Genomic DNA, 17,874 nt, shown 5'->3' with positions numbered 1-17,874 from the left:
GGGGGACGAGGCAGACTCAGCTCCCTGAGTCTGCCCGCGCCGCTCCGTCGCCATCGTTCCCCCACGCCGACCGGCCGCTCGCTGCGAGGACCCGGGCGACCGACTCGCGAAGGTCGGCAAGCTCGGCCGCACTGAGCTGGAAGAGCAGCTCGTCCCGGACGGCCCGCTCGCGCAGTCCCGGGTCGCCGAGCAGAGCCTTGAGCGCCACCACGACCGCCGCGCCGCGCTCCTCGGGCGCCGCCGCGTAGGCCCGCGCGAGGAGGTCGGCCTCGGCCGGCGGCACGCCGTGGTCGGTGTGCAGGGTGAAGTATGGATGCACGATCGTGCCGTTGTTGATCTCCGGATCGCGGTCGAAGCCGGGGTCCAGGACGCCACGCAGCGCGAGCCGGATGCCGTCCCACTTGCGGCTGACGTCCTCTGGCGTGGCGTCAGTGTGCAGCCAGCGCTGGAGTTGGTCCGCGTAGTACTCGCTCCGCTTCCACTGCTCGGGTGTCCAGTCGGCCGGCCCGCCGTCGGCCTTGTCAGCCGGCCCGCCGTCGGCCTTGTCGGCGGGTGATTTCTCGTGCCCGAGCCACGCCGCCCAGTTGTCGAGCTCTCCGGACTCGACGAGCCGGTAGATCCGGTCGGCGGTCAGCGCCACCCGCTCCTGGGGGAAATCCGTCGGCACGTGCTGGCGGTCCCTGGGCAACGCCAGGTCCGGGCCGAACTGCACCCGGGCCACGGTCGGGAGCGGCGGCGGCAGCGGGTCGCGGTCGGCGTGGAAGATCCAGACCGGATGGCCGGCAGCGTCCAGCCGGACGCTGCCGGTCGGGCCGGTGTCGACCTCGAAGCGGCCGTAGTGCCATTCCTGCGACATGTAGAGCCAGCGGTTGCCCTTGTTGAGGTGGAAGACCAGGTTCTCCAGGTACACGGTCGGCATGCCGAGGAGGAACGGGATCTCCAGCGCACCGCTTTCGGTGCCGATCTGGACCACGTCCCGGCTGAGCAGCTTGTTGAAGACCAGCGCCTGCTCGCCGATGCCGAGCGCCCGGCCGTCGTTGAGGTCCTTGTCCCAGAACTTCACCATGGTCGTCGTGTCGACGCCGGTGAGGACTCCGTCGTGCTCCCAGGCCTCGCGCAGGCCGGTGCGGTTCTGGAAGACGTCGTCGCCGACCAGGACGATGTGCCGGTCCGGATCTTCGGCGCGCGTCAGCTCGATGAGCTGGCGGAGGACACCGGGCTGGGTGTCCAGGCCGTTGCGGTTGGCCGTGGGATTGGCGCGGTGGTCACGGACCCAGAGCAGGGCGATCTTGTCGGGCGACCGGCCGAGCGCCTCGGCGGCGGCGTCGATCCGGTCGACGACGGCCTGGGCGCGGGCGTCGCGGACGGTGGCTACGTCGCCGGTTCCGGTCATCGCCCGGACCATGGTCTCCCGCGCGCCCTCGGGGTCGTCGCGGAGCGCGGCCAGCGCGTGGATGTGGGCCCGGGTCATCCGGGACTTGCCGCGGCCCGGGTCGCTCTCCGGCGGCCCGCCGTAGGCGAGGCGGATGCGCTCCGGCGCGATGCCGTATTCGTTGATCATGCGGTCCCGCATGGTCAACGCGTCGACAAGTGGCTGGGCGTGCATGGTGAGGAAGTCGTGGACCAGTTCCTCCGGTGGCACGTCCGCCGTCGACAGGCCCTTCGTGGAGCGCCAGAGGGCGACCGCGGCGGCCTGTTCCCTTGTCATGCCGTCCGGCAGCTCGCCAGTGTACGAGAGCTGCCTCGCCTGTGCTTCCTTGCTGTAGTCGCGGAACACCTGGCCCTGGTGGTAGCCGACCTCAGTGGTGGTGTGCGGGTCGATCATCAGGGCGCTGCTGTGCATGAACAGCTCGCCGGCCATGTACGAGTAGAACCGCAGGTTCTTGCTGTCCAGGGACTCGATCCGGGACGGGAGGCCGGCGACCGGCAGCACGTCGTCGTTGATCCGCCGGAGCTTCGACTCCAGGGTGGGCAGGGTCGGGTCGGCCAGCACCTCACTGACCTTCGCCGCCACGCCGTCCGCTCCGCCGGCGGCCAGCCGATCCCACTCCGCGATCCGCGACGGCTCGGCGAACACCGTGGACGGCGGGCTGTCGCCGGTCGCGGCGATCAGCTTGACCGAGGCTGGGTCGATGGCGCCGTGGTCGGCCGGGATGTCGCGGGTGAGCGGGGCGACGGGTCTTCCGGGGGCGCGAGTGTCGCCGGTGGTCCGTGCTGTGGTCCGATCGGCGCCCTCAGCCGCGATCGTCTCACCGGCCCGCGCTGGCTGCGGCCCGTGAACATCAGCGGGGTGATCTCGCGGTACCCATTCCATCACCCGGTGGTCCCAATCCGCGTTCGGCGGCTCCTCGCGCAGGAACGGGTCGATGAACTTCTTCAACAGCGGCAGCGCGTCGGTCAGCCAGGTGAAGGGCAGCCCTGGCGTGGTGGCCGCGCGATCGGCGAAGACTCGGACCCAGGCCGGGTTGGGGTTGGCGAACTCCTCGGGGAGATGGAGCTTCTCGCCCTGTTCCCACCGGATGTCGAACTCCTCGCGCACCGACGCGTGGGTGGCCGGGCCGTCCCATGACGTCTTCACCGCCAGCAGCGCCAGGTCCACCAGGTCGTTCGGCCGCCTCGGCAGGAGCCCGGCGTCCTTGTCGTAGGTGTACATCGCCGCGAGCTTCTGGCGGAGGAACCCGTCGAGGGTAAAGATCCTGATGTTCTCCGGCTCGCTCGCCCCCTCGAAGCGGAAGAGCTGGTCGGGGAACGGGTGCTCCTCGCTCCGCCACAGCGTCTGGGATTCCGGGCGCCCCGGGACGGTTCGGTTCGGAACCAGGTCGGCGCTCAGCGGCATCAGCTCGTCGTCGCCGAGGAACACCCGGTGGCCGATCCGGACGCCGCGACCGACGGCGACGGGCACGCTGGAGTCGAGCTCGAAGCGCAGTCCGTCGCCGTGATCTCGGGTGAGGGCGGTGTTGTAGTCCTCTGCCATCCTCTCGACACCGCCCTCGGTGAGCCGGATGAAGTCGAGGTCGGTGGTCGGCCGTCCGTCCGGGAACCGGACGAGGAAGGACAGGCCGCCCTTGAGGAACCATGCGTCCGGCGCCTCCGCGAAGATCCGGGACACCGCGCGGAGCAGCACGAACTGCTGGAGCTCCACTTCCGGAGTCGTGCCGTTGTGCCGCGCCACGTCGCGGGCCCGGTCGGTCAGCGCGCGCCGGTACTGCTTGCTGGTGAAGGCGTCGCCGAGGACGTCGTGGACCGTGGGCATCGGGGCCGGCGGGATGTCAGAGTGATGGTTCGCCGGGTGATCCGGTTTATCCGGGGGGGCGGGTTGCTCGGCCGGGGCGCCATGGTCCGCCTGGTCGGCGTGATCCGTCGTCTCAGCTGTCGTAACGGCGTGGTCGGGCTGGGGGAACAAGCTGTCCGGTCCGGCGGCCATCGGGTCGAGCTCGGCCTTGCGCTCGAAGTCGGCGAAGGCCCGGTCGTCCAACACCTCCAGCTCGCCACCCGGAGCCTTGCCGGCGATGAGAGTCGGGCCGCCGTCACCGGAGTTGTCCCACAACTCGGCGTGGTCCACGGCGTCGGCGTAGGCCCGGAATCCCTCACTGAAGCCCTGATGCGCCTTCAGCAGGACGTCGATGGGCACGTAGCGGCCCGTTTCGGCGGCCCGGTCGGCGTTGCGCACGACGGCGCTCGCGACGTCGGCGGTCACCCCGTAGAGCCGGACCTCGTAACCGGCGTCGATCGCCTTCTGGATGGTGCGGAGTCCGCCTGAAGGGTTGCTCAGGGTCACGTCGCAGATGATGTTCACGCCGCGCCGGATCGCCTCGTCCCGTGCGGTGCCGAACATGATGCCGCTCTCGGACTGCACGGCCGAGGAAGCCATGCTGTCGCCGGCCGCGATGACCAACTTGTACTCGGGGATCGGCTCCTTGAACTCGTCGGGGCTCAGGAACGCCACGTTCTCCTTGGGCACCTGGCCGGACTCCTGCAACATGTGCAGGACGGTGCTCTTGCCGGACGCGACGCCTCCGCCCATCAGGTAAAGCACCGGCCGCCCGTCCTCCGGCGGCGTCGCGTTGGCCAGCGCCTTGTCGATGAGACCCTGCCGGAACGCTCGGCGCGTCGGTGTGTCGATCGTGAAGGTCGGCTCAAGCAGGGGATCGCCGTCCGGCAGAGTGCGCGGGAACTCCGGGATGTCCCACGTCGTTCCCTCCCGGTCCGGCTCGGGCTCCGACCCGGGGTGCTCGCCGCCGGCCGGCGACGCGGCCGTCGGGACGGTGGCGTGTCCGGTCGGCTTCTCGGTGCCGTGGTGTGGATCCGAGGCACGCCCTGGTGCGCTCGGCCGCCCCGCTCCGTCAGCCGCAGCACCGGGTGCCTCCCGCGGCGACACCTTGAGGCCGGGGACCGACTGGTACAGGTCGGCGGGGTCGGCGATTTTCGTCGGCGCGCCTTCCTTGCCGTAGCCGACACCGCGCAGCGCCTGGACGATCTCGTAGGAGGAGTGGTTACGGCCGGCGAGCATCCAGCCGGTCACCGCCCCGAGGAACGCCTCGTGGTCGGCGCCGGGGTTTATCAGGTCATTGATGACGTACAGCCGGGAGGCGCTGCCCGCGGGACCGGCGAGAACGGGCATGCCGAGCTCGTGCACGACCTTCTCGTACCACTCGGTCATGTGGTCCGGGACGAACCGGGCCTCGCCGCTCTCCCACGGCAGGACGGTCTCGCTCTCCGGCACGTGGCCCAGGATCTTCGCCTGGTACGCCAGCTCGAACTTGCCGAGGTCGACGCCGAGCCGCTGCAAGTCGCCCCGGGTGACCTGATACGGGCGACGGGCGTCGAGTGGCCGCTTCTGGCGCAGCAGGTCGATCGCGAGGTCGCGGGCGGCCTCGTCGCCGTGTCGCCCGAAATACCCGGCGAGGTGCTGCTTGTTGGTGAAGTCCCGGCTGACGAACACGTCGTGGTAGGACGGGTCGCCGGCCGCGAAGCCCTTGGCCCGGGCGACGAACTCCAGGTACCCGGCCAGCGCCCCGGTGTCGATGCCGGCGTCACGCATGGTCCGCCAGCCGGGCTCGCCGGTGCCGGCGAGGCGAAGGACGCTGTGTACGAAGTCCGTCGGCACCTCGGAGAGGAACGCGGCGTTGTAGAGGGCTGTCATCAGCTCTCGGGTGGTGCCGTCGGCCACCAGGGCGTCGATCCGGACCTCCGGCCCGACCTGGCCGGAGGCCCTGGGGTCGTCCCGGAGGAACGCGTTGTCGACGGCTTCGTGGTCCCCGGGGTTGAGAGCCCGGAGCACCTCGCGCAGCCGGACCACGGCGTCCCGGGCCGCCGCTCGGCTTGCCGGGTCGCTGAGCAGGTACGCGCCGATCCTGGCCTCCCAGTCGGCGGTGATGACAAACGACGTCGCCTCACGGTTCCGCCGTCCGGCCGGATGCACGACCATGTCGGGGGTGCCCTCGGTCAGGGTGATCTCCCAGTCGGCGGGCGGCGGTTCGGCAATCTCCCCCTCCGTTCCCGGCTCCGCCGCCGCAGGACTGCTTCTCGGCTCCGCTGCCCCAGGCTCCGACAGCCCCGCGACGACCTCGCGCAACGCGTCGATGTCAGTCACCAGCCGGCTGTCGGAGGGATCTTCCCGCAGTTGGTCTTCGACGATCAGCAGCTCGGTCGTCCGGGCCGCCCGCTCGGCCTCCTCCTCGGCGTGGCCGGACCGGTGCAGCAGGGTGTGCCGGATCTCGTGCGCCACCGCCCGAGGCAACACCGCCCCCCGATCCGCCGGCCTGATGTTCCTGCTGACCTGGATGACGTACGGATCAGCCACCGTACCGGCCCGCTGCTCGGTCCTGGCAACCAGATCGGACGGCAGGTCGGCCGCCTCCGCCCGGAAATACACCGGCTCGGCGGAACCAGCCACATGCACCGGAAGCAACCCGTTGGGCAACTGCTCCGCGATCATCCGCACGTCGCCCAGGAACACCCCCGCCCACAACGGTCCCAGCCCTGTAGTGAAAATCTCCGCATCGGTCAACGGCACCTCGCCGTCAGCCAGCACAGCCTGGACGAACCGCGACGACGGCACCTCCGTGGCGTGGACATGCGGACTCGACGGATCGCCCGGATCCGGGTCCGGGGCGGATGAACCTGGATTCCTCGCCTGCTCCGCGAGGTCGGCACCCTCGGCCGCCAGCGTCCGGGCGTGTGCGGCCAACTCCGCCCGCGTGTACGGCAGCAGCCGAGCCTTGTCCCGCCCGGTGGCCACCTTGCCCGCTGCGCTCCGTGACGCGGCCCACCTGCGGTACAGCGCCTCACCGATCCCGTAGACCGTCTCCTTGCCGGCCTCGAGCGCGGCGGTGACCGCGATCAGCACGTCGCGGTCCAGGCCGTTCGTCATGACCTCGGGAAGCAGGAGGTTGCCGGCGACGACGATGGCCGCGACCCGCACCACCGCCGCCGGCCCGTGCTTCATCAGCGACACCGACAGGAAGTGGCTGTCCTGCGGATCGGTGGACGTCCGGCCGTCTCCCGCCCCCGTCGACCGGCGCCGCCACCTTGACCGCGAGCCCCGACCACCGGCCGGTGCCGGTGGTCCGCCCGGATCGGCGTGCGGGTCGCCGAGCAGTCCGAGGATCTGCTCCACCTCGGCGAGCCCGTCCTCCACGTGCCGGAGCGTGCGCAGCGCCGCGAGGGACGACTCGTCCTCGATCTCGTCCTGGCGGTGGTACACCCAGCCCTGGCCGAGACCGAGCCCGGCCAGCGCCGACGCGACCCCGGTGGTGACGACGAACGAGAAGCTGGACGGGTCGGTGGTGAGCAGCCAGTTCATCCCGACGGTGGCCGCCGCGCTGATCGTGGTGGGTGCCACCGACCGCCACCGGTAGTGACTGGCCGGGGCCATCCCGGGTGGAAGCGGCGTACCGGCGGTCGAGGACGATGCCGCAGCCTGTCGGCGGGTGACCCGTCGGGCCAGCGAATCCGCCGCCCGGCCGGCGGCCCGGACCGGTCGCCCGACCACCTCGCTCGCCAGCGTCCCCTTCCACAGCATCCGGCGGAGCCGGCGCCGCTTCCGCAGCGCCTGCCGGTGGTCGTCGGCGTCCGCCCGCAGCTCCTGCCGGGCCCGTTCGAGATCCGCCTTGACCTGCCGCCAGCCGTCGAGCTCGGTCTGCCCGCCGGTCGGGTCCAGCGTGCCGGCCCCGACCTGTCGGGCGAGCCGCGCCCGCGCCTCGGCGGCGACGTGGTGCAACTCCGCCAGTTTCGCGTCACGTTTGCCGTCAGGCCGCTGACCCACCTCGTGCTTGCGGTCCGCCCGCGCCTGCTTCTCCGGCCGCTCGGGAAGATGGTCACTCGCCCCGGACGCGGCTCCCGCGAGCAACGGCTGCGCGAGACCGGTCGCCGCCCGGCCGCCGTACGCGTCGAGCATCATGCCGGCCTGGACGAGGGCCCCGGTCACCGCGGGCAGGATTCGCTTGCGGTAGAAGGGCCCTGGACCGGGTCGGGGCACCGTGGGCGGTCCGGACGGCTGCGCCGGGGTGGACGGCTGTGTCGACGCCGCGTTCGTCGACGCCGCGGCACGGACCCGACTCTCCAACCGGTCCCGGTGGGCCTTCGCCGCCTTCGCCCGCTCCTCCACGCTGCGCAGCGCGTGGTCCTGCTGGGGCTGCACCAGGGCGTTCCCCACCGTACTGGAGGCCACCTGGGCGGTCATCAAGGTCGGCGACCGCCCGCCCATGGTGCCGGACGTGACGGTGGCGGCGATCGACGCCATGGCACCGAAGATCCGGCCTGGGAAGTAGTGCCGCAGGGGCGGCGCACCGGTGTCGGGAACGTGCGGTGCGACAACCTCGGCCAGCGTCTGGCGGGCGGACCGGCCCACCAGCAGGTCCACGACGTGCTCACGGGCCCGGTCGAGCCGCCGGTCGGCCATCCGCCCGGCCAGTCGCTCGCCGGCCGAGACGACAAGATTCCGCCGGTCGGACCAACCATCCGGGTCGCCCACCCGCAGGCTGTCGACGAGCGCGCCGACCTTCGCCCGGATCGCCTGCCGGGCGAGCCGGTCGGAAACCCGGTGCCGATCCGACAGATATCGCAACTGGGCCGCGACCGCCTCGACGGCCCGATCGCCGGAATCCGGCTCACCGAGTCCCTGCCGCACCAGGTCGGCCAGCGCGGCTGTCCCGTCCGACCCGACCGCGTCCATGCCGGCGTCCGGACGCAACCGCAGCGTCCATCCCTGCCGTGAATCGCCGGCCAGCTCGACGAAGCGGGGACCGTCGACCGGCAGATCCAGCCGAACCGGAAGATCGTGGCTGGTGAACTGGTCGTCGTCCAGCATGATCCGCAGCGTGCGCCCGCCGTCCCGCAGCTCCGCACCGCGGGCGCCGGCGTACCGGGCCATGTCGGAGGCGACGTCCGACAACGCGTCCAGCACCAGCTCCGGGTCGGATTCCGGTCGCTCCCAGCGGTGCAGCAGAGCGGCGACTCCCGGGTCCTGCGGCACCGCCCGCTTCGACTCGCTGATCACCCGCCACCGTTCGGTGAATTCCGGCTGCCCCTCCAGCACGGCCATCGACCGCAGCGTCTCGACCAACCGGGTGTGTTCGGCCTGCCGAGCCCGGTGCAGTCGGACAGCGGTCTCGGGGTCGGGTGCCTGCCGGCGCGCCAACGCCTGGTACGCCCGGGCCTGCGCGGTCACCCCCGTCCACTGCGCCGACGCCGACCGACCCAGCCGCCGCACCTGTTCCGGCACCGTGACGTCCTCGGCCAGGCGGTCAAGCTGCCGCTCGGCCCGGCGAACCGACCGCACGTCACGGCTGGTCGCCTCCGCCACGGCCATCACGACCCGTGGCCCGATGGCCCGGACATCGTCACCCAGCGCGCGCGGCACCCGGACCAGGAACGAACCGTCGCGCCGCCGACGGGTTTCCACAAGCGTTGTCGGCGGCAGGAACCCGAATACGAGCCGCAGCCGCACCGGGGCCCGACCAGGGCCGCGGGAGACCTCGAAGTAGCCGTCGTCGGCGACCCGTACCCGCTGCCCGGCGTACTCGTCCAGGTACGCCGCGACCCCGTGCCGCAGCACGAGGTTCCGCCACCCCGGCCGGTGCAGCGCATCCCAGTAACGGCGGGTGGCCGGGTCGAAGTCCCCCGTCCGGACCAGCCGGTCGACGATCTTCCACCGTCGCCGGGCCGACCGGCCGTCCCGGGCCGGGTCCAACCCGAGGGAACGCCGGAGAGCCTCGATGGCCCGGGCGAGCCGGGCTCGCTCGTCCGGGTGGATCGCGAGGGCCAACTGCCGGACCTTCGTCTCCAGCTCGGTCACACCGTCGACGTCCTGTGGGCTCAGCCGAACCCTCCGCAGCCAGCGCACCGGCAGTTCGCCCGGGGTGAGGCTGCTCTCCTGGCCCTGCTCCGGATTGCGACTCCCATTCAGCCGTCCGGCCGCGATCACGAGTTCCTCGGCCTCACGCTCGGACATGGCAGCCAGGTCGTCGTTGTTCGGACGATCCGCCGGAATCCACATCCGGAACTCGGTCTCGCCCGACCCCCGGTCGGTGACGATCTGGCTGAACGCCGGCAGCCGGTTCCCCGTCTGGTCCGTCGCACCCCCCGGGTCACCGACCCGGATCTCCGCGTCGTACCACCGTCCCTCTCGGGTGTGGATCCGAACCCGCAGGCTCTCGCCGGTCAGGGCGAGCGGTTCCATGCCCCGGACGACGGATCCGCCACGCGGCAGCCGGCCTCCGGATCCACCCGACTCCCAGCGGGTCCGCAGCTGTTGCCCCAGCGCGGCCAGCTTCTCTTCCACCTCCTGCGGAGTCGCCTGTCGAGGGTTGGCCGGAGACTGACGCTGCGCCGGCAACGCGTGAGTCTCCTCCGGCGACCCGGCGGGATCGGGTCCGGCGAGACGCTGCCAGAGGTTGCGCACCTCCGGCGCCAGCCCGGCGAGCACCCGCTCGGCACCGGACTCACGTCCGTACGGACTACCGGTCAGCACGGCGTGGAACTGCCGTTCGGCGGCCGCCCGGGTCCCGGCGGTCGTGGCCGGATCGAGATGTAGCCGGGTCAGCGCCGTCAACGCCCCGCGGCTGGCCACGTCACCGCCGATGGTCCGTCGCCACGGCCTCGCCCGGTCGAACGGGCCGGCAAGCCGGGCGCCGAGGTGGCCGGCCAACTCGGCCCGGACGGCATCCAGGTCCGAACCTTCGGCACCGGCCAGGTCGGCGACGGACTGCGGCAGCGCCAGCTCGACGGGACGTTGACCCGGTGGAGTGAGCCGCACCCGAGATCCGGACAGCACCTCCACCTGGCCGGGGGCGCTGTCGGTGCCGTCGCCGTAGACGGTCGCGACGGTTTCCCGCACCAGGGCGGTCACGGTCCGCTGCCGGAGAGGCGACGCCAGATCGGCGTCCTGGACCGCTCCAACCAACTCGAACGCCTCGGCGGCGGTCAGTGTGGCCACTCGGACCCGGAAGCGACGCAGCGTCTCCTCGAGCGTCCCAGGCCGCTGCGGCGGACGGGCCGCCAGGCGGTCGTAACGATGCGCGAGCGCGTGGGCGATGAGCAGGTCGGAACGGGCGAACCGGGGGTCCTGGCGTAGGCCCGGGTCATCCACGGCCGCGAGCACGGTGGACAGTGCCACACCCAGCTCGTCGAGGGCCAGCGCCGAGAGCGCCGAGCCGTGCAGGCCGCTGTGGGCGAGTCGAAGCGTCAGTGGCCGGGTGTCCACGATGACCGGCGGTCGGTCGCCGATGCGCATCTCGACGCCCTGGTTCCGGACCCAGGAGAACCGGATGTCCAGCGGATCCCGGCCCGGGGCGCCTCGGCCCACCGAGACCAGGTCGTCGGCGACCGCCTGCAGTGCCCGGCGGACCCGACGACGCTCGCCGGGCAGCAGGTCGGAACGCCATGGCGCGTCGGCCGCCAGCATCGGCGTGACGACCGCCAGTTCGGCCGGTGGCAGAGCAAGGCGGCTCAGCCGCTCAGCGGCGCGTGCGGCCGCCGACGCGGCCGGATCCGGGATGCCCACACCCATGTGATCGAGAAGCAGCCCGAGCTGGCGGCGTGCCTCACGGACGGCGAGTCGCCGGCCCGCCGTCTCCAGTTCCATCACCTGCCCGACCAGGTACCGGACCTCGGCCCGGTGTCCCTCGTCGTGCGGGGTCCAGGTCCCGCCGCCGGGGTTGCGAACCAGTCGACGGAGCCGGGAGACGAACCCGGTCTTCCGCAGGGCGTCGGCCTCGGTGGGTTCGTGGACCAGGATCCGAGCGAGCCACAGGTCCCGCTGTTGGAGCCCGTGACCGAGGTCCGCGCCCCCGGGCAACCGATCTGAGATCACGACACGGATCACCGGTGTGCCGTCGACGTCGCGTTCGACCACCTGGCTCCGCATCGCCCGGGTGCCCGACGGGGCCGGCCCCACCGTGTAGAGCAGTTCCGGGCCGCCTCCCAGCCGGGGCACCCGGACCGTCCGTGCGGCCCGATCGGTCCGGGTCGGCCGGGGAACGCCCACGATCCCGCGATCCAATGACGACAGCAGGTCCGCGAACACGGCGTCGGCGTTACGCCGGCCCACGCCGGACGGAGCGCCGGGTATCTCGAGGGCGGTCCACGAGGTGTCGACGGGCCGGCCCGCACCGACCAGCACCGGCCCAGCCCCGGGATCGTCCTCCGGATCGGGCCGTCCAACCGGGGGGTACACCGGCTCGCGCGGACCCGCCGCCGCCCAGGCCTCCGGGTCGGCCGGCACCAGCAGTGGTTCGTCCGCCGGGTCCGTGGCGTGCTGTCCAGGGCGTTCCGGATCACCGGCCGGCGGCCCGTCGACCCGGCCGATCCCGGACGGTGGCCGGTCCCGCCCTGGTACCGACGACTGGCCGGTCGTCGACGAGGACCGACCGCTCGGGGTCGACGGCGGCGTCGACGTCAACGGGCTCGCCGACGTCGGCGGGGCGGACGTACCGGAGGGCGTTCCGGCGGCCGGGCCCGGCACGACGGCGGGTGCCTGACCGAGCTGCGGTCCGGCCGGTACGGACGGCGTAGCTGCCCCGGTCGCCGGAGGGGCGGACCCGACGGGGTCGGTACGGGACTGCGCCAACCCGGCGTCGCCGGTCGGACCGGCGGACGGGGCGGTCTGGCCGGCACCGGAACCGACGAGGTCAGGTTGACCCGACCCGGTACCGGGCAGCGGCGAGTTCCCGACAGGCGTTGGCCCTGGGGTGCCGGTGGAGGAACCGGGACCACCCGCCTGGGGACCGGCACCGAGGTCGACCTCCGGACGGCGGGCCGTCGGGTCGGCAGCGGGTGACCCGATGTCCGGCCCTGGACTGTCGACGCCGGTGGGCGGAGCCTGGATATCGGCTCCGGGCGGCGAAGCCGACGGGCCGGCCTCCACCCGGCCGTCCCCGGCACTCTGTGGGACGTTGCCCGACGGCGGGGCGGTCGTACCCGACGGTGGCGCGGCCGTACCCGGCGGGGACGTTGCCACGGGCGGCGCGGTCGTACCCGACGGCGGCGCGGCCGTACCCGGCGGGGACGTCGCCACGGGCGGCGCGGCCGTACCCGGTGGCCTGGTGGCAACCGGTGGGGTCGTGCCCGCAGGCGGGGCGGTCGTCGTCGGGCTCGTCGCCACGGGCGGGGCGGTCGTCGTCGGGCTCGTCGCCACGGGCGGGGCGGTCGTCGTCGGCGGGGACGTGGTGCCGGGCGGAGGCGCCACCACCGGCGCCGTCAGGTTCGACCATCCGGCCGCGTCACCGATCTGCTCGTACGCCTGGTGTGCCCGGTCACCGATCTTCTCCCGGATGCCACCGGAGACGATCTGTTCCGGCCCGGGCACCAGGTCCCCCAGGGTCGGCGCCTGACCGTAGACGAGACCGTTGACCGTGATGTTGCCGACGCTGTTCGCGAACGAGTCGTGGGTTCCCTGGAGCGCGATGTCCCCGACGTTGCGCGCGACCGGGTTGCTGACGTTGTCCAACGCCTTCCCGCCGCCCCGCACGAAGGGGGCGGTCAGGTCACCCGCCACCCCACCGGCCGCACCGCCCAACCCGCTGTCCCGGATCAGGGAGCCGTCGAATCCGTCCCGTGTCCCCTCGAGGATCTGCGCCAACTGCGCCATCACGGAGGTGAAGACCTCCTGGAGGCCTTCCTGGAGGCCCTCCACCGCCAGCCGGCCCAGGAACTTCCCCGACAACCGCTGCATCGTCTGGAGGAAAACCCGCTCCACGATTCCTCGTGCCACCAGAATCGGCCCGGCGCCGAACAGCGCCGACAGACCGCCGGTGAAGAACATCGAGGCGAGGATCGCCGCCAACTCGAAACAGCAGGCGATCACCGACAGGACGATGGTGTTCTTCTCGTACTCGATAGCCAGGGCGGCGTCGTCCGCCTGGTCCGCGATATCGCCGGCGCCGTCGACGAGTTGCTGCACCGCACCCAGCACCCGGTACGCCCGCTGCCGGTACGCCTCCGCCGACGGCCCGTCCCACAGCATCGCCATGTCCGTCAACGAGACCGACGTGTTCTGGCCCACCCGCAGCAACAACGCCTGGAGATCACGCCACGCCTGGGCCCTCAGCCGGACCAGATCCTCGTCCGTCAGCGGCCAGGTGGAGCCACCGGCGATCGGCGAGACGACATACGTCCACACCCACTGCCACCAACCGAGCTCCGGGACAGGGACGCCCATATGAGTCTCAGCGAACTGGTCAGGAGGAGATGTTGACCCGGGTTATCGCCCGGTCGGCCTCGGCGAAGGGCTTCACCGACAACGCGTCGGCGTCGAGCACGCTGCGGACCGCGCCGACGGCCGCGTCGCTGCTGCGCCTCAACTCGTCGAAGAACCCACCCGTCACCTTGGTGAACGTCTCGGTCGACTGCTCGTAGTTCCTCGCCGCGTCGGCGCACACCGGTTCGTCCACGAACGGACTGGCCCGCAACGCCGCGAGTGCGCCCTGGATCTCCTGGTACGCCGAGGCAGTCTGCATCGCCAGGGCCTCGGCGGCCGCCTCGGCGGCGGGGTGGACACTGATCCGGGTCATCGCTCCGACTCCCCCAACCACGGCATCTGCCGCCGGAACCGCTCCATCGCACCGTTGAGGTCACCCTCGGCGTACTGCTGGATGGCCTCCTCGGAGGCGAACGGGCGACAGAGCTCCATCACCTGCCGACGCGCCTCCTCCCCGGCCACCTCCATGGTGTCGAGGATCGTCCTGGCCAACCGCGCCGAGTCGGGGTTCCGGTAGATGCCGGCGTCCAACACCAGGTCACGCGGCTTGCCGTCGCTGCCGACGGTGACCCGGACCAGATTGTCCCGGGAGACCGCCGTCACCGAGACCTGACGGACCTGTTCCTGCAACTCGGTCAACTGGCCGGTCATCTTCTCCAGCCGACTGGCGAGTTCCTCCGCCTGGACCCGCATCGCAGCCACCATCTCGCCGTCGACATGCACGATCCGAAGGTACGCTGCCGATCGTGAAAGCAAAAGTCGTGTGTGGATCCGACCACCACGGTCGCTGGCTGACGCGGTCGCTGGCGTTGCTTCTGCTGGGGATGGCGACGCCGCTGGTGACATCCGACCCGGCCGCCGCCGCCTCGTGTTACAGCCGACCGGTGCCGGCGGCCCGGGCCACGGGCGCCCACTGGGCGCTGCGCTGGCTCGACCCCGACCGGCTGCGACAGGTGAGCACCGGCAGCGGGGTACGGGTGGCGGTGCTCGACTCCGGCGTCGACGCCTCGCATCCGCAACTGGCCAAGGCCGTGGACCGGGGCTGGGACGTGGTCCTCGACGAGGCCGACGGCCGGACCGACTGTGTCGGGCACGGCACGGCCGTGGCCAGTCTGATCGCCGCCCGTCCGGACGGGGACGCCGCGCTGGTCGGGGTCGCACCCGCCGCGCGGATCGTGCCGATCCGGGTCAGCGAGGACGGATCCGGCGCCACCTCCTACCGGGACGTGACCCCGGCACGGCTGGCGGCCGGCATCCGTCGGGCCGTCGCCCTCGACGCCGACGTCATCCAGGTGTCCTTCGCCGTGGGCAGCAACACCGCCGCCCTGCGCGACGCGGTCGCGGACGCGGCGAAGCGTCAGATCGTGGTGGTGGCGGCGGTCGGCGACAAGACGGCGGGGGCGACCTATCCGGCCGCCTATCCCGGAGTGGTCGGCGTCGGCGCGGCGGAGTCGTCCGGACACCGGTGGACGGACTCCGGTTCCGGTCCGCACGTGGATCTCGTGGCCCCGGGAGTCGAGCTGGTCGCGGCGGCCCGGATCCGTGGACACGTCGCCGTCGGCGGTACCGCCGCCGCGGCGGCCATGGTCAGCGGCGCCGCCGCGCTCCTGAAGGCACGCCATCCGAAGTGGACGGCCACGCAGATCACCAACCGGCTGCTCGCCACCGCCGACGGCACTCCGGGCGGGTCGCGTAACGACGGTTACGGGTACGGCGGGGTGAACCCGTACCGGGCGCTGACCGAGTCCGCCGAAACGCCCGGGCGGACCCCCGAACCCCACCCGGTGCCGGCGGCCGCACTGAACCCCACGAGGCGGCCGGGCCTGTCCACCACCACCCGCAGGGCACTGGGGGCGGGGGCCAGCGGCGCGGGGGCGCGGGTCGTGGGCGGGGGGTACGCGGGGGCGGCTGCCTTCGGCCGCCGCCGCCGCGCTCGCGCCTGAACCCTCAGGCGAAGTTGCTCTGGACCCGGCTGAGGGCGGTGACGTTGTCCGCCTCGGCCTGGGCCATCCGGTTACGGGTGGCGGCCAGCGCCAACTGGACGCCCAGGTGCCCGTCGTTGTTGAGGATGCCCTGCGCCTGGTCCACCATCTGGCCGAGACTCTGGAACTTGCTCGACGACTCACCCACGTAGGCGCTCGACGTGAGCTGCTCGATCTCCCCACGCAGCTTGTTCATCAGCTGGTTGAGCTGGTCCACGACGTTCTGGTAGACCCGCTCCGCGGCCTCGACCTCGCCGAATTCGACTACGAGCCTCATGCGCTCAACCCCGCCCTCATGTACGCCACACCGGCGTCGCTGACCACACTGCCGGCCTGCTGGTCGTTGACCTGCAGGTTCTGGTTGCTGTTACTGGTCTCGGTGCCCAACTGCTGGAGAATCTGGGCCATCTTCTGCTGAATCTGCTGGCCCTTGTTCGCGGTGTTCTGATACTCGGTGCCAGCCTGACCGACCAACGCCCCTTCCAGCCGCTGCTGCTGGCGGGCCAGCTCGCCGGCCAGTTCGATGATCTGGTTGCTGGTGCTCTTGATCGTCTCGACCATCGCATCGATGGCCCCGTGATCGGCTTGGAGCAGACCGTACTGCTGCATGCCGCCTCCTTCTCTCTCCTCCGACACGTGGCCCGGCACGCGTCACGCTGGGGTGCGACGGATCGCCCCACGCCGCTTGTCGACAGGGTCGCTCGAGTTCGCCGTCTGGTCGGTCCGTACCGGGGTGGGCCGCCGCGCCGGCTCGACCTGTTCCGGCCGCCCGGCCCGGCGTTCGCCGATGACGCCGTTCCGCTCCGGTACGGCCGGCCCCTTGCCGGTCGCCACCGACGTGGTCACCGCGGCGCGCGCGCTGAGCACCTGCGACCAGCCGCTCGCGGCCATGGCCGGCGAGGCCATCGGACCGTCGGGCAGCAACGCGCCGGACGGTGCCACCGGGTTCGCAAGCGCCGGCTGCCCACCGCGGGCGGAGAGCGCCGACGGCGCCAGCTCCCCGGTCGAGGGGGGCACCGCCACCGGCTCGCCGAACCGGCCGGCGAGGGCCGGGCCGGGTTGGCCAGCGGGAGAACCGGCGGGAAGGGCCGACCAACCGGGGCCTTCCCCGGCTCTGCTCGGCGTCGTGGTGTGCGGCGGTAGCGTCCCGAGCGGTCCGACGAAACCCCGACCGAGCGAACCGGGCACCCCCACGGGTGCCGCAGGTGCGGTGGGGACCGTGCCGACCGGCTGTTGCTGACCTGTCGTCGGGCCGAATCCGCGTTGTTCGACCGAGGGGCCTCCCGGGACCGGTGCCTCGGTCCCGTACTCGCCGAACCGGGTCGGCGGCGCGGCCGGGGCGTCGAACGTGACCATCGGCGCCGTATTGTTCGGGTCTTCGGCGAACAGCGTCATGGCGTACCGGTCGGACGGCTGACTCGACATCGTGGACCGGCTCAGCGGCCGACCGTTCGGGCTCGACGGCACGGTTGTCGACGTCACCGACGACGAGGAGCCCTGCCACGGCTTCGCCTTGTCGGGTCCCTGGAACCTGGCCGGCACCTTTCCCGCCGACCCCATCCAGGTGGCCGCCTCGACGAAGTCCTTGGCGAGCCGCTGTCCCAGTTTGATGATGAGCTTCAGATACTTGTCGTGCACTTCCTGGTAGACCGCCGCGATCCGCGCCTTCAGCTTCTCCTCCGCCTCGTTGTCGAGGGCGGGGTTGTCCAGCGAGAGATTCGGTGGAAAGCCGTAGAAGCCGGCGCCGGCGGGTGCCTTGCTCTCGTACTCGGCCTTGAACTGCTGTTCGAGTTCTTCCGCCTTGCCGTGTGCGTCGGAGATGTCGCCGGCCAACTGGGCCAGCCGCTCGATCTTGTCGTCGAGGTTCTCGACCCAGTGGTCCAGGCTGTAGAGCGTCGCGCCGGTCAGCCGGAAGAAGTTCTCCGACGCCGGACCGTCGGACCAGGCCGTGTGGAATCCGTGGCCGCGGGCGTCCAACTGGTCCGCGGTCTTCTGGAGCTTTGCCCGGACCTGGGAGTACGCCTCGGCGAGCGCGGCCGGTCCGTCCGGCTTCTCGGCGAGGATGACCCCCTTGACGTGGAAGAACGTCGGGAACTTCTCCCACCGCGTGGACTGCGGCGACCCCACACTGACGGACTGCCCGTCGGGCCGTTCGGCGTAGGTGAAGTAGTCGCGACTCGGCACCGACGGGCC

The 17,874-nt window shown here is 72.0% G+C and carries 7 protein-coding genes; 1 reads left to right on the top strand and 6 read right to left on the bottom strand.

Going from position 1 to position 17,874, the window contains the following annotated elements; all coding sequences use genetic code 11:
• Positions 1-16 precede the first annotated feature (16 nt).
• The 3 genes from V1633_RS10285 to V1633_RS10275 are packed head-to-tail and all read right to left on the bottom strand — an operon-like array spanning position 17 to position 14,422.
• The gene (locus V1633_RS10285) at positions 17-13,660 is read right to left on the bottom strand and encodes a zeta toxin family protein (protein ID WP_456238637.1); all 13,644 of its coding nucleotides are present in this window, start codon (positions 13,658-13,660) and stop codon (positions 17-19) included.
• Between the two features lie 19 nt (positions 13,661-13,679).
• A complete protein-coding gene (locus V1633_RS10280; RefSeq protein WP_331213998.1) occupies positions 13,680-14,012 on the bottom strand; it encodes a hypothetical protein in 333 nt (110 codons plus the stop codon).
• On the bottom strand, positions 14,009-14,422 hold the full coding sequence (locus V1633_RS10275) for a YbaB/EbfC family nucleoid-associated protein (protein WP_331213997.1): 414 nt from the start codon (positions 14,420-14,422) through the stop codon (positions 14,009-14,011). Before V1633_RS10275 ends, V1633_RS10280 begins: the two co-directional genes overlap by 4 nt.
• Before the next feature lie 23 nt (positions 14,423-14,445).
• Between V1633_RS10275 and V1633_RS10270 the strand changes: the two genes are divergently transcribed.
• Entirely contained in the window at positions 14,446-15,642 is a 1,197-nt protein-coding gene (locus V1633_RS10270) for a S8 family serine peptidase (RefSeq protein ID WP_331213996.1), read from the top strand.
• Between the two features lie 4 nt (positions 15,643-15,646).
• On the opposite strand, the gene V1633_RS10265 is transcribed toward V1633_RS10270, so the two are convergent.
• Genes V1633_RS10265 through V1633_RS10255 form a run of 3 tightly spaced genes read right to left on the bottom strand, consistent with a single transcriptional unit; the run spans position 15,647 to position 17,865 of the window.
• Entirely contained in the window at positions 15,647-15,958 is a 312-nt protein-coding gene (locus tag V1633_RS10265; protein ID WP_331213995.1) for a WXG100 family type VII secretion target, read from the bottom strand.
• Complete coding sequence (locus V1633_RS10260) at positions 15,955-16,290, bottom strand: WXG100 family type VII secretion target (RefSeq protein ID WP_331213994.1); 336 nt, start codon at positions 16,288-16,290, stop codon at positions 15,955-15,957. The genes V1633_RS10265 and V1633_RS10260 overlap by 4 nt, the downstream gene beginning before the upstream one ends.
• Before the next feature lie 42 nt (positions 16,291-16,332).
• A complete protein-coding gene (locus tag V1633_RS10255) occupies positions 16,333-17,865 on the bottom strand; it encodes a hypothetical protein (protein WP_331213993.1) in 1,533 nt (510 codons plus the stop codon).
• Between the last annotated feature and the right edge of the window lie 9 nt (positions 17,866-17,874).

Source organism: Plantactinospora sonchi (assembly GCF_036422035.1).
GTDB classification, from domain to species: Bacteria; Actinomycetota; Actinomycetes; order Mycobacteriales; family Micromonosporaceae; genus Plantactinospora; species Plantactinospora sonchi.
Note: the sequence above shows the minus strand (reverse complement) of the source record. Positions and strands in the feature narration are given on the sequence as shown.